Consider the following 13059-nt stretch of genomic DNA (forward strand, 5'->3'; position numbering starts at 1 on the left):
TACATGTTCTGGCTGTCGCCGATGAGCGCCTGGTCGATCGGGCCCGTGTTCGAGTTGGAGATCGATCCGGTGAACAGGGTCTGCGCCGGTCCCCAACTGTTCACGTTCGTCGGGTTGGTCGACGTCCGGTAGGAGAACGCCGGGCCGCCCCACTGGTAGGCCAGGACCCAGACGTTGCGCGGAGCGAAGTAGAACAGCGACGGCGCGACAGCGGAGAACGGCATCTGGTTCTGGCTGGCCGAGCCCATCTGGTTCCAGTTGGAGAACAGGCCGAAGTTCATCGAGCCCCAGCTGGTGCCGGTGTCGTGGGTGGTGGCGTAGACGAGTTGCTGGCCGTTGTAGGGGGCGTGGGTGAAGTCCTTCAACGACACCCAACCCGCACGCGGCTGCGCCAACGCGCCGGTCGAGGACCACCGGTACGACGACGGCAGACCACACGTACCCGACGGTGGCGGCGTGGTGGGCGTGGTCCCGCCGTCGACGCGGACGAGCTGCCACTGCTGGTTGGTGCCGCCCCAGTCGTCGTACTGCACGATGTTGCCGCCGTCAGCGGTCGAGGCGCCCTGCACCTCCACCGCCTTGTTGCTGTTGCGGTTGATCAGACGGACGTGCCCGCCGTCGGAGTCCGCCAGCCGGAACTGCTGGTTGGACCCGTTGCCGTCGGTCCACTGCACGATGTTCGCGCCGTTGGCGGTCGAGAAGTTGTAGACGTCCAGCACCTTGCCGGACAACCGCGACTTCAACCGGTAGTAGCCACCGCCGGAGTCGACGAACTGCCACTGCTGCTGGTTACCGTTGTTCCGGGTCCACTGGGTGATCCGCGCCCCGTCGCTCGTGGCCAGGTTGTACACGTCCAGGGCCTTGCCGCTGTTGCGGTTGACCAGCACATACCAGGCGCTGGTGTCGACCGTGGCCGCAGCGGCGGGCGTCGCCAGCACCGCAGCAGCGGCACCACTGACCATCACCGCTGCCACGCCGGCAGCGATGACCCGCGGCAACCACCGGCGCCGCCGCGACGGCGGTGCGATCGATGGAGATCTACCGAAGGCAGACATGATCCTCCTTCAATGACCAACAGATGAACGGTCCGCCCGGAGTCAGGCGCACCGTGACGCACGGGTCGAACGCGATCGCGGTATGGCAGCGCTAACATGATCGCCGCTATCCCAGGGCGCGCCCGATCCCAGATCCGGCACAGCGGGCTCGCCCGGTAAGCCGCAGGCGCCGTCCTTAGGCATCGACTGTGAGCGATAACATGCCGTTCGTCAAGTCGTAACGTTCCCGACTCGACACCCCGCGCCGGAGTTGCCGTGCCGACGGTCAGGGGTGAGTTCGGTCGTCCATCCGGGGCGCACTCGCCGTCCAGTCGATCCGGGCGACCTCTGCCCACGTCACGCAGGTGGAATCGTGGACCGGCGCGACGGTGCGGAGTCGACGCCACTCCGGGCCGGCGTCCTCCGGCAGACCGCGGCCGGGTGCGACCGGCGTAGTTGCCGTGGCCGGAGGCCGGCACAACGGTGGCTATCATGATGGCCCGGCGGCGAGCCGATGTGCCTCGCGTCGTCGGCCCGGCCGCAGGTGGGCCGCGAGGGTGCCACGCCGGCCCGAGGCCCGGACGAAGGGGAGTGGCGATGGCGATCAAATCGATTCCGGGTGCTGCCCGCAACACCAGGCAACGGGCCGAGGTCGTCGGGCTGCTCGACGAGTTGACCGAGTTCCGCAGCGCCCAGGGGTTGCACGCCCAGTTGCGGGACCAGAAGGCGTCGGTGGGCCTGACCACCGTCTATCGCACCCTCCAGGCGTTGGTGGACGCGGGCGAGGTCGACACGGTGCGCCTGCCCTCCGGTGAGCAGTTGTACCGCCGGTGCAGCCGGACCCACCACCATCACCTCGTCTGTCGCGGATGCGGTCGCACGGTGGAGGTCGTCGGCCCGGCGGTGGAGGAGTGGGCCGAAGGTGTCGCGGCCCAGCACGGGTTCACCGACCTCAACCACACGCTCGAGATCGTGGGTGTCTGCGCCGACTGCGCGGCCCGGTAGCGCGGCTTCCTCCGGGGCTGACCGAGGTGGCTTGCCGGACTCCATGGTGGCTTTCCGTGTTCGGGCATTGACGGGCGGTCACTGGCATGGTGTGCTCACTCTAACGAAAGCGAAAACCGTGATCGTTAACTGAGGAGGAGCATGTCTCTCACCGTGCCGCCCGACCTGTTGCGGGCCGCCGAGTCCGGTCCCGTCGGCGACGAGGAGTTCGTGGCCTGCGTACGGGAGTCGTTGCCGTACGCCTGGCAGACCGTCAGCCAGGTGGCGGCGGACCTGGCCACCTCCGGCGAGGAGTTCGCCGACAACGTGCTCCCGCCGCCCAGCGAGGCGGAGCGGGGGCAGTTGCTGCGGGCACTGGCCAGCGACGCCATCCGGTCCAGCCTGGAGCGTCACTTCGGCGTCAAGCTGGCCTTCCAGAACTGCCACCGGGTCGCGGCCTTCCGGCCGTCGGCGGTCGACTCGGACACCTACCGCCGGTTCGTCTCCACCCGGGGCCAGTTGCTCAACCAGTCGCCCGAGCTGCGTGACTGCTGAGTTCCTCCGCACCCGGCGAGCGGGAACGGGCGTGCACGCGCACCTGTTCCTGCTCGCCGGGCAGCGGCCCGGTGACACCCATGCCGAGGCGCTCGCCGACGCCCACCGGTACGGCCGCGCGGCGGAGGCCACCGGCTTCGACGGGGTGTGGATGGCCGAGCACCACTTCATCCCGTACGGCGTCTGTCCCTCTGCGGTCGCCTTCGCCGCGCATCTGCTCGGCGCCACCCGGCGCATCGCGGTCGGCACCGCCGCCTGCGTGCTGTCCAACCGGCATCCGGTGGCGCTCGGGGAGGAGGCGGTGCTGCTGCACGAGCTCTCCGGTGGCCGGTTCCGGCTGGGGGTGGGCCGGGGCGGTCCCTGGGTCGACCTGGAGGTCTTCGGCACCGGCCTGGACCGGTTCCGGCACGGCTTCGGCGACTCGGTGGAGCTGCTGCTGCGGTGGCTCTCCGGGGAGCCGACCGTGGCCGGCAACGCGCGCTTCCCGTTCCGGCCGGTGCCGGTGGTGCCGCGACCTCGTAGCCGGGTGCCGCTCTGGGTGGCCGCGACCACCCCGGGCACGGTCGACCTGGCCGCCCGGTACGGCCTTCCGCTCCTGCTCGGCCTGCACGCCGACCTGGCCGAGAAGGCGGAACTGGTGGCCCGCCACGCGCGGGTGGCCACCGCGCACGGGCACGATCCCGCCGGCATCCACCATGCCAGCGCCCATCTCGCCCAGGTGGCGGCGACCGACGACGCGGCGGCGCGGGCGGTCCGCGCCGGTCTCCCCGCGCTGCTGGCCGGCACCCGGGAGTACGTCCGCCTGAACGGTGCGGCGGGCGGGCGTGGTGATCCGGAGCGCTATGTGGACCATCTGATCGACATCCACCCGGTCGGCTCGCCCCGTCGCTGCCGGGAAATGGTGGCCCGGGCGGCGGCCCTGCCGGGCGTACGGCATCTGCTGTTCATGGTGGAGGCCGCCGGTGGCCGGGACGCCACGCTCGACACCATCCACCGGCTCGCCGTGGACGTCCTCGACCTGCCGGCCGCGCAGCCCGAGCCGGAGGCGGCGTGAGCTGTCGGCGGTAGCGCCCCGTGACCGAGCCGGCCGTTCGCTGACCTGTTTCTGACGCAATCAGCGGGTTGTCCGCGGTGGGTGCCGCACCACCCGTTACCATCGCGCTCATGGAAACGGTTTCCGTTGGCATCAAGGGGTGGTCGCGGTGAAGGTAGCGTTCGTCGGCAAGGGTGGCAGTGGGAAGACGACGCTCACCGCGCTCTACGCCCGCCACCTCGCCGCCACCGGCCGGCCGGTGCTGGCGATCGACGCCGACATCAACCAGCACCTCGCGGTCGCCCTCGGTGGGCCGGAGCACGCCGCCACGCCGGTGCCGCTCGGCGCCCACCTGCCGGCGATCAAGGAGTACCTGCGGGGCGACAACCCCCGCATCGGCTCCGCCACCGAGATGGTGAAGACCACCCCGCCGGGCCGAGGGTCGCGTCTGCTCCGGGTGCACGAGGAGAACCCGATCTACGCGACCTGCGTGACGACCGTCGGCGCGGTGCGGCTGGCGGTGACCGGCGAGTTCACCGCCGAGGACCTGGGGGTGGCCTGCTACCACTCCAAGGTCGGTGCGGTGGAGCTGCTGCTCAACCACATGCTCGACGGCCCCGGCGAGTACGTGGTGGTGGACATGACCGCCGGTGCCGACTCGTTCGCCTCGGGGCTGTTCACCCGCTTCGACCGCACCGTGCTGGTTTGTGAGCCGACCGTCCGCGGGGTCGGTGTCTACCAGCAGTACGCCGGCTACGCGCGGGACTACGGGGTGGCCCTGTCCGTGATCGGCAACAAGGTCGAGGACGCCACCGACGTGGAGTTCCTCCGCGAGCACGTCGGCGACGACCTGCTGACCTGGGTCGGGCGCTCGGCGTACGTGCGCCGGGCCGAGCGTGGCGTCCTCGGACCGCTGGACGAGGTGGAGGCGGATAATCGGGCCGCGCTGGGCCGGCTGGCCGAGGTCGTCGACGCCACCGTCCAGGACCGGGCGACGTTCACCCGCTGGGCCCACGAGTTCCACCGGCGCAACGCGGTGGCCTGGGCCAACGACCGTACCGGCGTGGACCTCACCACGCAGATCGATCCGGACTTCCAGATGGGCCCCGCGACGGTCCCCGCCTGAGCGCGGCAGCGGGCGCGGGTTGTCGCAGGGGCGTGTGAGGATCCTCGCCGTGACCGAATGGATCTACAACGAGCGTCCGGCGGGCGTACGGTTCCTGACCGAGCGGATCGGGGCACCGGGGCGCGACGAGATCGAGGCCGAGATCTGGGCCTGGATCGTGCGCGGTGAGACGGACGCCGACGAGTTCGTGGACTTCTTCGACCAGGACGGGCAGCGGCACGGCGCCACCGACGAGGAGTTGCGCGCGGCGTACGAGACGGCGCTGGCGGCGCGGCGGGAGCAGCAACGCGGCTGGGGCGAGGTGAGCGGCAACCTCACCCGCGCCTTCGCCGAACTCCACCGACGCGGAGTGGTGGCCAGGGAGAACTTCAGCTGCTGCGGCACCTGCGCGGCGGGCGAGATCCACGACGAGCGGGACGACTCCCGGCACTGGCACGGCTACCTCTGGTATCACCAGCAGGACACCGAGTCGCTTGTCGACAGCGCGGACGGCCAGGTCTGGCTCGGCTACGGCGCCTATCCGCCGGTGGACTTCGACGAGGCCGCCTACGCCGCCCTTCCCGAGGCCGAGCAGCAGGCCGGCTACCAGGCCGACCTGGAACGCCTCCTGGACGACCTCGTCTTCCCCGTGCTGCGCGAGCACGGCCTGCGGGTGGAGTGGAACCGCAAGCAGTCCCAGCGGATCCGCGTCACCGGCGCCCAGTGGTACGCGTCGGTGCTCTGACCCGACACCTCCCGGCGGCCCCGGTGGGGCGCGCCGGGAGGCATCCTGGTCGATCTGCCGCCTGGCCCGCCTGCCGGAGTTCGCCGCCGGGGCCACCACGGTCTCAGGACGGCCCGGCTGCTGACGCGTCGCCTCCCGGGACGGTCGCCCGGTCGAGGATGCGGCGCAGGTTGGCGCCGAAGACGTCCGCCCGCTCGGTGGGGGAGAGGTCGTCCAGCCCGACGGGCTCCAGCGTCTGCGCGAACGACACGTGGTCGAGGCTGGGCGGGAAGTCCGAGCCCCAGTACAGTCGCCGGCTGCCGAAACGCTCCAGGAGCAACTCGACGTGGGGCCGGGCCGCCGCGTGCGGCCAGGCGTGCGACGGCTCGCTGACCGCGTACAGGCCGGAGATCTTCACCCCGACGTGCGGCAGCCGGGCGAGGTCGAGCAGCGGTGCGAGGGCCTCGGCGGCCTGTTGCGGGGTCGGCGGCGCGGGTCGGCTGCCGGGCAGCCCGAGGTGGCTGAACAACACCGGGCACCCGTCGAGGGCGGCGAGCGCGGGGCCGAGCCGCCGGGTGGCGACCGGGGTCGCGTTGAGGCTGAGCACCGCACCGGCCGTGGCGAGGTCGGCCGCGCGGCCGGTCGCCCAGTCGGCGAAGCGGTCGGCGGCCCCGGCGTCCGCCAGGTAGGCGGCCAGTCCGACGAAGCCCGCCGCCCACCAGCGCGTCAACTGCCCGGCCGCCGGTCCACCTGGTGGAACGTAGGCGACCGGCGCGATCCAGGGATGCCGGGCGGCCAGCCCCGCCAGGTAGTCGTTGTTCCCGGTGAAGCGCGGCTCGCCCTCGTACCCGACCACGAGGGCCCGATCGATGCCGTGCACACGGCGGATGTCCTGATATGCGGCGATCTCCTGGCCGCCCGCCGGGGAGCGTCCGTACCGGCCCGGGTAGCCGTCGGCGAACAGGTGCAGATGGGCGTCAGCGCGGTCCATGGTCACGGACGATAACCCAAATTCTGGCGGGTTATTGACGCGGCCACCCCCCTGACTTAGGTTCTTGTCTCAATTAGGTCCGGATTGCAGGTCGTGAGCGAGGGGTGGGCCGAGTGGCGCGGGGACACGACGGGGTTGATGAGCTGGTACGGCTGAGGCGTCAGCTCCATCGCCACCCCGAGCTGCGGTTTACTGAACACCGTACGGCTGGGACGTTGGCCGAGAAGCTTCAGCCGTTCGGGCGGTTGCGGACCGGTATCGCCGGTACCGGGCTGCTCCTCGAACTCGAAGGTCACCTCCCGGGGCCATCGGTCCTTCTTCGGGCCGATATGGATGCCTATCCCGTGCAGGACGCCAAGACCGAGCCGTACGCGTCCACGGCGGCCGGGGTCTGTCACGCCTGCGGACACGACGTGCACATGACCGTCGCCTACGGCACCGCCGCCCGGCTCGCCGCCGATCCGCCGGCCCGGGGCTCGGTGACCGTGCTGTTCCAACCGGCCGAGGAGATCCCGTTCGGCGAGACCTCCGGAGCCGCCGCGGTCCTCGTCGACGAGGCACTGCGCGGCCGGCGCTTCGACGCCGTACTCGGACTGCACTGCTGGCCCGACCTGCCGGTCGGCACACTCGGCGTGGACCGCACCACCGCCATGGCGGCCAAGGACGCGTTCCGCGTCGAGGTCCTCGGCCGGGCCGCGCACGCCGCCACCCCGGCGCTGGGCCGCGACGCCATCCTCGGGCTCAGCGGCATGGTGAACATGCTGCACGCCGCCGTGGCCCGGTCGCGCAACGCCGACGAACTGGTGGCCTTCAACATCGGCACCATCTCCGGCGGTGCCAGTCAGAGCCAGGTCGCCGGCTACGCGGAGGCCACCGGCACCCTGCGTACCCTCGACGAGGGCGTCCGCGACCGGCTCAAGACGGTCATCGAGCGGGTCGCCCGCCAGCAGGCCGCCGCGCTCGACCTCGGCGTCCGCTTCACCTGGGCCAACGAGATGCCGCCGGTGCGCAACGCGGCCGAACTCGTCGCGCTCGCCCACACCGAGCTGCCCGGCCTGATGCAGGTGACGGAGATCGCGGTGCCACCGCTGACCACCGACGACTTCGCGCTGCTCGGCGCGCTCGGCCCCAGCCTGTACGTCAAACTCGGCGTCACCGGCGAGCGCGGGGGCGCGCCCCTGCACTCCGGCTCGTTCGACGTCGACGAGCGGTGCCTCGACGTCGGCGTGACCGCCTTCGAACGGCTCACCCGAGCCGTGCTGGACGGCCGACTCACCGCAGGCCCGAACGGCAGCGCTGCGGCGAGCGTGCCGACGCCCGCCGGGCCGGACGCGACCGTCGCGGCGGTGACGGCATGAACCGCGTCGTCAGGTGCGTTGCCCCCACGTCCGTCCAGGACACACCGCGTGGTGGAGGCGCGGCATGACCGCCGCGCCGGAGGTCGCCGTCGTCGGCGCGGGCGCGTTCGGGCTGCGGCACGTCGCCGCCTACCGGTCGCTCGGCGTACCGGTGACCGTGCTGGTCGACCCGGACCCCGAGGTGCGGGACCGGGCCGCCACCGCGTACGGCGTGGCCCGGACCTTCGGCACCGTCGAGGACCTGCTCGCCGCCGGTGCCCCGCAGGCGGCCTCGGTCTGCGTGCCCGGACCCGCCCACCGGGCGGTCGCGGTCGCGCTGCTCGCCGCCGGGGTGCCGGTCCTGGTCGAGAAGCCGCTCGCGGCCACGATCGCCGACGCCGCCGCGATCGTCGCGGCGGCCCGTACCCACCAGGTCCTCTGCCAGCCCGGACACATCCTGCGCCACAGCGCCCCGCACCGGGCGCTGTACGACGCGGTCCGCGCCGGCCGACTCGGCCAGGTGCTGGCCGTCTCCTCCCGCCGGGACCGGCCGCGCGCGCTCAGCCGGCTCTTCCCCGACGAGCACCCGGCCCTGCTCACCGCCGTGCACGACGTCGACCTGGCCATCTGGTACGCCCAGTCGCCGGTGGTCGAGGTCCGTGCGACCGCCCGGACCCGACCGGGACCGGCCTCGCCGGTCCTGGTGTGGGCGGAGCTTCGGCACGCCAACGACGTCGTGTCGTCGATCCGCAACAGCTATCTGCTGCCTGACACCACGCCCAACCACACCTCGGACCTGGTCGAGGTGTACGGCACCGACGGGGTCGCCCACGTCGACCTCGGCCACCCCACGCTGCTCGTCCAGGCCGAGCAGACCGAGGCGCCGGACTGGCTGCTCTCGCCGGTCGACGGCGGCGGTGCGCTCGCCGCCGAACTGCGCCACTTCGTCGGTCAGGTGACCGGCACCGAGTCGTCGGCGGTCGTCCCGCTCGCCGACGGACTGCACGTGGTGCAGGTCGCCACGGCCATGGCCGACAGCGCCGCCTCCGGTGGCGAACCCCGTCGGATCTCCCTCGAACCCCTCTCCTGACAGGAGCTTGCGCCGATGTTTCGTCGTAGATTGACCGGCGTCCTCGCCGCCGGTGTGGCCACCGCCGCGATGCTGGCCGGATGCGGGGGCGGTGGCGACGCCGCCGACGGCCCGGTCACCCTCAAGGTGCTCACCTGGGAGCCGGGTGGCTCCGAGTACTGGCAGCAGGTGAAGACCACCTTCGAGGCCAGCCACCAGAACATCAAGCTGGACCTGCAGTCGGTCCCGTTCGACAAGTACCCCGAGGTGCAGGGGCCGTACATCACCTCGCAGTCCGGGCCGGACGTGATGGCCAACAACGCCGGGCTGGAGCTGTTCGACCGGCGGGGCGCGTACGTGCCGCTGGGCGACCGGGCCGCCGAGATCAACAAGGATCTGGTCACCTACAGCGGCGCCTGCGAGGGCTTCGACACCAGCAAGGCCTGCTTCGGCGTGCCCTTCTCCTACCAGGGCAACGTCCTGTACTTCAACAAGGACGTGCTGCGCGGCGCCGGGCTGGACCCGGAGAACCCGCCGGCCACCTGGGACGAGTTCGGCGCCGCCTGCGAGGCGATCAAGAACTCCGGCAAGACCTGCCTGGCCCTGGGTCTGTCCGGCACCTTCCCGGCGTACTGGGACTTCCCGGAGATCGCCCGTAACTACCTGACCGAGGACGACATCCGCGGCCTGCTCGCCGGCACGCTGTCCTGGAAGGACCCGAAGCTGGTCCAGGTCCTGGAGAAGCTCGCCGAGATCACCACCAAGGGCTGGACGAACAAGAACGCCCCGTCGATCACGATGCTGCCCGACGGTGCGGACATCTTCCAGCGCGGTGACGCCGCCTTCGCCGGCACCATCATCTCCGACGCGGTGAACTGGGAGGCGTTCGGCAAGGCCCTCGGCGACGACAAGCTCGGCGTCACCCGGTGGCCGGTGATCAACCAGTCCGCGCCGCTGGCCGGCAAGTTCTCCGGCATCGAGGGTGCCGTCTACGGCGTGACGCAGTGGAGCGAGAAGAAGGAAGCCGGCCTGGAGTTCATCACCTGGCTGGCCGGCAAGGAGAACGGCGAGCTGTGGGTCAAGCACGCCAAGGGTCAGCCGCTGAACAAGAACGTCGACCCCGCGTTGCTGCCCTCGTCGCCGGCCTTCAAGAAGATCCAGGAGTTCGTGGCCGAGCCGACCCTGCACGCCGGTGTCATGCTCTCCGGCCCGGAGGCCGACGCGCTGGCCCGAGGCTGGCAGCAGATCACCCTCGGTCAGCTCACCGTCGACAAGTGGGCCGACCAGATGCAGCAGGCGCTGGAGCGCAGCCCGACGAAGAAGCAGGGCAACTAGTCGCACCGGGTGGGGTGGCCGGGCGCCACCCCACCCGCCAGCCTCCGGGGAGGACAGCCCGATGAGCATCTCCACCGCGTCGGCCGCCGATGCGGCCGTCGCGACGAACCCACCCCCGCCGGTACGCCGCAACCGGCGACCTTGGCACGCCCGGGAATGGTGGCTCGGCGCCCTGCTGGTGCTGCCGGGGATGGCCCTGGCGGTCACCTTCAAACTGGTGCCGCTGATCCGGGGCGTCATCACCAGCTTCGAATCCTCCAGCGGGTTCGGCGACAGCTCGTTCGCCGGCTGGGACAACTACACCCGGATGTTCGACGACCCGGTGGTGCTGGCCAGCTTCCGCAACGCCCTGCTGGTGGTGGCCACCCTGCCGGTCTGGATCGTGCTGCCGCTGGTGCTGGCGGTGCTGATCCACCAACGGGCACCGGGCTGGAAGTTCTTCCGGGCCGTCTACTTCGTCCCGTACACCATCGCGCCCATCGTGGTCGGCATCATGTTCCGGCAGATCCTCAGCCCGGACGGACCGATCAACGCCCTGCTGCGCGCGGTCGGGCTGGAGCCGCTGGCCATCGAGTGGCTCAACGGGCAGAACAGCGCGCTCTTCTCCCTGGTCGCGGTGGCGCTGTGGAGCTTCTTCGGCCTCGGCGTGATGACCTACCTGGCCGGGCTCGCCACCATCCCCGAGGAGGTGCTGGAGGCCGCGTACCTCGACGGGGCCAACTTTTGGCGGCGGCTCTTCTCGGTCGTGGTGCCGATGCTGCGCCCCACCGTGGCGTACTGGAGCGTGCTCTGCGCCTCCGGCGTGCTGATCTGGCTGTTCCCGCTGATCTACGCGTTGACCCAGGGTGGCCCCGGCAACGCCACCATGCTTCCCGAGTACCTGGTCTTCCTCACCACCTTCCAGTTCCTCGACCGGGGGTACGGCTCGGCCATCGGCATCGCCCTGTTCGTCTTCGTCGCCGTGTTGTCGATCTTCAGCGTGCGGCACATGTTCAAAGAGGGGACCCGGAAGCCGCGATGAACCGGCGACACTCCGCCCAGATCGGGCGCTACCTGTTGGTCTTTGCGTTGGTGGTGGTCGCGGTGGCGGCGCTCTACCCGCTGCTGTTCACCGTGGTCAGCTCGCTCAAGACCCAGACCGGGTTCGCCCAGGACCCGCTCGGGTTGCCCGCCGGGATCACCTTCGAGAACTACGTCGAGGCGTTCAAGCGGATGAACATGCCCCGACTGCTGCTCAACTCCATCATCACCACGGTCGGTGGCCTGGTGCTGTCGGTGCTGGCCGCGATGCTGATCGCGTACACGGTGACCAAGCTGCGTTTCCGGGGCGGCAAGCTGGTCTTCCTGTTCATCATCATCACCCTGACCATCCCCAGCCAGGCGATCATCTACCCGCTCTACCAGACCGTGCTGGACCTGGGCATGTCCGGGGAGTACCAGGGCCTGATCCTGGCGTACGCGGCCTTCGGTCTGCCGCTGGGCACCTACCAGCTCGCCGGCTACTTCCAGCAGGTGCCCGACGAGCTGATCGAGGCGGCCCGGGTCGACGGGGCCGGACACTTCACCATCCTGTTCCGGCTGCTCGCCCCGATCGCCACCCCCGCCCTGGCGGCGCTGGCCATCTTCAACTTCGTCTGGATGTGGAACGACCTGCTGCTGCCACTGGTCATCATGGGCGGCTCGGACTCCAAGACGCTGATGGTCGGCGTCTCCCTGCTCAGCGGCCAGTACGACGTGTCGGTGCCGCTGGTCAGCGCCGGCCTGATCGTGGCCCTGCTCCCGGTGCTCGTCATCTATCTGGTGTTCCAGCGTCAACTCGTCTCCGGTGCGCTCGCCGGCTCCGGCAAGTGAGCACGCCGACCGACCGACCCGACCCGGATACTCCTCAATGTCCGAGCGCGGGTCACCCCGGTCCCGTCCCCGATCCCGGCACCGGATCGGGGGCGGGACCGGCCCGCGGGCCGGGCGTGCAGGTGTGCCACCTGTACCGCCTGCGCCCCGGGGCGGAGGCCGAGTACGAGCGCCGGCACGTCGCGCTGTGGCCGGAGATGGCCGCCCTGCTCGACGAGGCGGGCGTGTACGACTACCACATCTATCGGCACGGTCTGCTGCTGATCTGCGTCCTGCGGACCCGGTGGGGCTTCGACCACGCCGGGCGGGTCACCGGAGCCTCCGAGGTGCAGGCGCGCTGGACGGCGTCGCTGGCACACCTGTTCGCCGAGATCGCCGACGCCGACGGCGAGCCCCTGTGGGCGTACCCCGTCTTCCAGCACCCCAGCCCGCCCCGCGCCCCGGCCACCGTGCTGATCTCCGAGGCCCCCGGTTACGCCCTGCGCCTCGACCGGTCCGCGGTCGACGCGTGGCAGTTCGAACGCCTGCTGGCCGACAGCGATCGCGTCGACCCGGCGCGGCGCTACGGGGTGCTCGGCGACGCGCTGTCGTGCTGGCACGGCGAGCCGTACGCCGCCTTCGCCACGGCCCACTGGGTGCTCCCGGAAGCCGCCCGCCTGCACGAACTCCACCGTGTCGCCGTCGAACGCCGCGCCGAAGCGGCACTGGCCCTCGGCCACCCCGACGAGGCATTGGCGCTGCTGCATCCCCACGTCACCGACCACCCCGACCGCGAGCACGCCGCCCGCCTCCTGGCGCTCACCCAGTACCGCCTCGGCCGCCAGCTCGACGCCCTCGCCACTCTCCGCCGGGTCCGCGCCTACCTCGACACCGAGTTCGGCGTCCGCCCCGGCCCGGCCCTGGCCGCCCTCGAAACCGCGATCCTCACCCACGCCCCGGAACTGGACCTGCCACCGACCGCCGAGCCGCCCCACTCGACCGGCGCGAGGCACCCCGCCGATCCGGAGAAGGCGTCGACCGGCCCTGATCACCCGGCCGACC

General features: G+C 71.3%; 13 protein-coding genes. 11 read left to right on the forward strand and 2 right to left on the reverse strand.

Going from position 1 to position 13059, the window contains the following annotated elements:
- Positions 1-1055, reverse strand: a 1055-nt coding sequence (locus tag ACWDVW_RS31880; RefSeq protein WP_449956486.1) for a non-reducing end alpha-L-arabinofuranosidase family hydrolase, incomplete at its 3' end; no start/stop codon positions are given.
- Positions 1056-1631: 576 nt separating this feature from the next.
- On the opposite strand from ACWDVW_RS31880, the gene ACWDVW_RS31885 reads away from it, so the two are divergent.
- The 5 genes from ACWDVW_RS31885 to ACWDVW_RS31905 all read left to right on the forward strand — a co-directional run bounded on the left by ACWDVW_RS31885 (position 1632) and on the right by ACWDVW_RS31905 (position 5456).
- Positions 1632-2039 (forward strand): Fur family transcriptional regulator, encoded by a 408-nt coding sequence (locus tag ACWDVW_RS31885; protein WP_449956489.1) that lies wholly within the window; start codon positions 1632-1634, stop codon positions 2037-2039.
- Between the two features lie 141 nt (positions 2040-2180).
- Complete coding sequence (locus tag ACWDVW_RS31890) at positions 2181-2573, forward strand: SCO5389 family protein (RefSeq protein WP_449956492.1); 393 nt, start codon at positions 2181-2183, stop codon at positions 2571-2573.
- Positions 2563-3627: an LLM class flavin-dependent oxidoreductase gene (locus ACWDVW_RS31895; RefSeq protein WP_449956495.1), complete on the forward strand. Its 1065-nt coding sequence runs from the start codon at positions 2563-2565 to the stop codon at positions 3625-3627. The genes ACWDVW_RS31890 and ACWDVW_RS31895 overlap by 11 nt, the downstream gene beginning before the upstream one ends.
- A gap of 148 nt (positions 3628-3775) precedes the next feature.
- Positions 3776-4732, forward strand: coding sequence for an ATP-binding protein (locus ACWDVW_RS31900; protein WP_449956498.1), 957 nt, complete (start codon positions 3776-3778; stop codon positions 4730-4732).
- Positions 4733-4781: 49 nt separating this feature from the next.
- Positions 4782-5456, forward strand: coding sequence for a DUF6891 domain-containing protein (locus ACWDVW_RS31905; protein ID WP_449956500.1), 675 nt, complete (start codon positions 4782-4784; stop codon positions 5454-5456).
- A gap of 103 nt (positions 5457-5559) precedes the next feature.
- Here ACWDVW_RS31905 and ACWDVW_RS31910 read toward each other — a convergent pair whose 3' ends face one another.
- The gene (locus ACWDVW_RS31910; protein WP_449956503.1) at positions 5560-6426 is read right to left on the reverse strand and encodes an amidohydrolase family protein; all 867 of its coding nucleotides are present in this window, start codon (positions 6424-6426) and stop codon (positions 5560-5562) included.
- 113 nt (positions 6427-6539) lie between these two features.
- Here ACWDVW_RS31910 and ACWDVW_RS31915 point away from each other — a divergent pair, with 113 nt between their 5' ends.
- The 6 genes from ACWDVW_RS31915 to ACWDVW_RS31940 all read left to right on the forward strand — a co-directional run.
- A complete protein-coding gene (locus ACWDVW_RS31915; protein WP_449956506.1) occupies positions 6540-7784 on the forward strand; it encodes a M20 metallopeptidase family protein in 1245 nt (414 codons plus the stop codon).
- Between the two features lie 64 nt (positions 7785-7848).
- Positions 7849-8853 carry a Gfo/Idh/MocA family protein gene (locus ACWDVW_RS31920; protein ID WP_449956509.1) on the forward strand — a complete coding sequence of 335 codons (1005 nt, stop codon included), beginning with the start codon at positions 7849-7851 and terminating at the stop codon, positions 8851-8853.
- 15 nt (positions 8854-8868) lie between these two features.
- On the forward strand, positions 8869-10167 hold the full coding sequence (locus ACWDVW_RS31925) for an ABC transporter substrate-binding protein (RefSeq protein ID WP_254876823.1): 1299 nt from the start codon (positions 8869-8871) through the stop codon (positions 10165-10167).
- Between the two features lie 61 nt (positions 10168-10228).
- Positions 10229-11188, forward strand: coding sequence for a carbohydrate ABC transporter permease (locus ACWDVW_RS31930; RefSeq protein WP_449956513.1), 960 nt, complete (start codon positions 10229-10231; stop codon positions 11186-11188).
- Positions 11185-12018, forward strand: a complete 834-nt coding sequence (locus ACWDVW_RS31935; protein WP_350699892.1) for a carbohydrate ABC transporter permease — start codon at positions 11185-11187, stop codon at positions 12016-12018. The genes ACWDVW_RS31930 and ACWDVW_RS31935 overlap by 4 nt, the downstream gene beginning before the upstream one ends.
- Positions 12019-12140: 122 nt before the next feature.
- The coding region (locus ACWDVW_RS31940) for a BTAD domain-containing putative transcriptional regulator (RefSeq protein WP_449956516.1) at positions 12141-13059 on the forward strand (919 nt) is incomplete at its 3' end.

Source organism: Micromonospora sp. NPDC003241 (assembly GCF_053589795.1).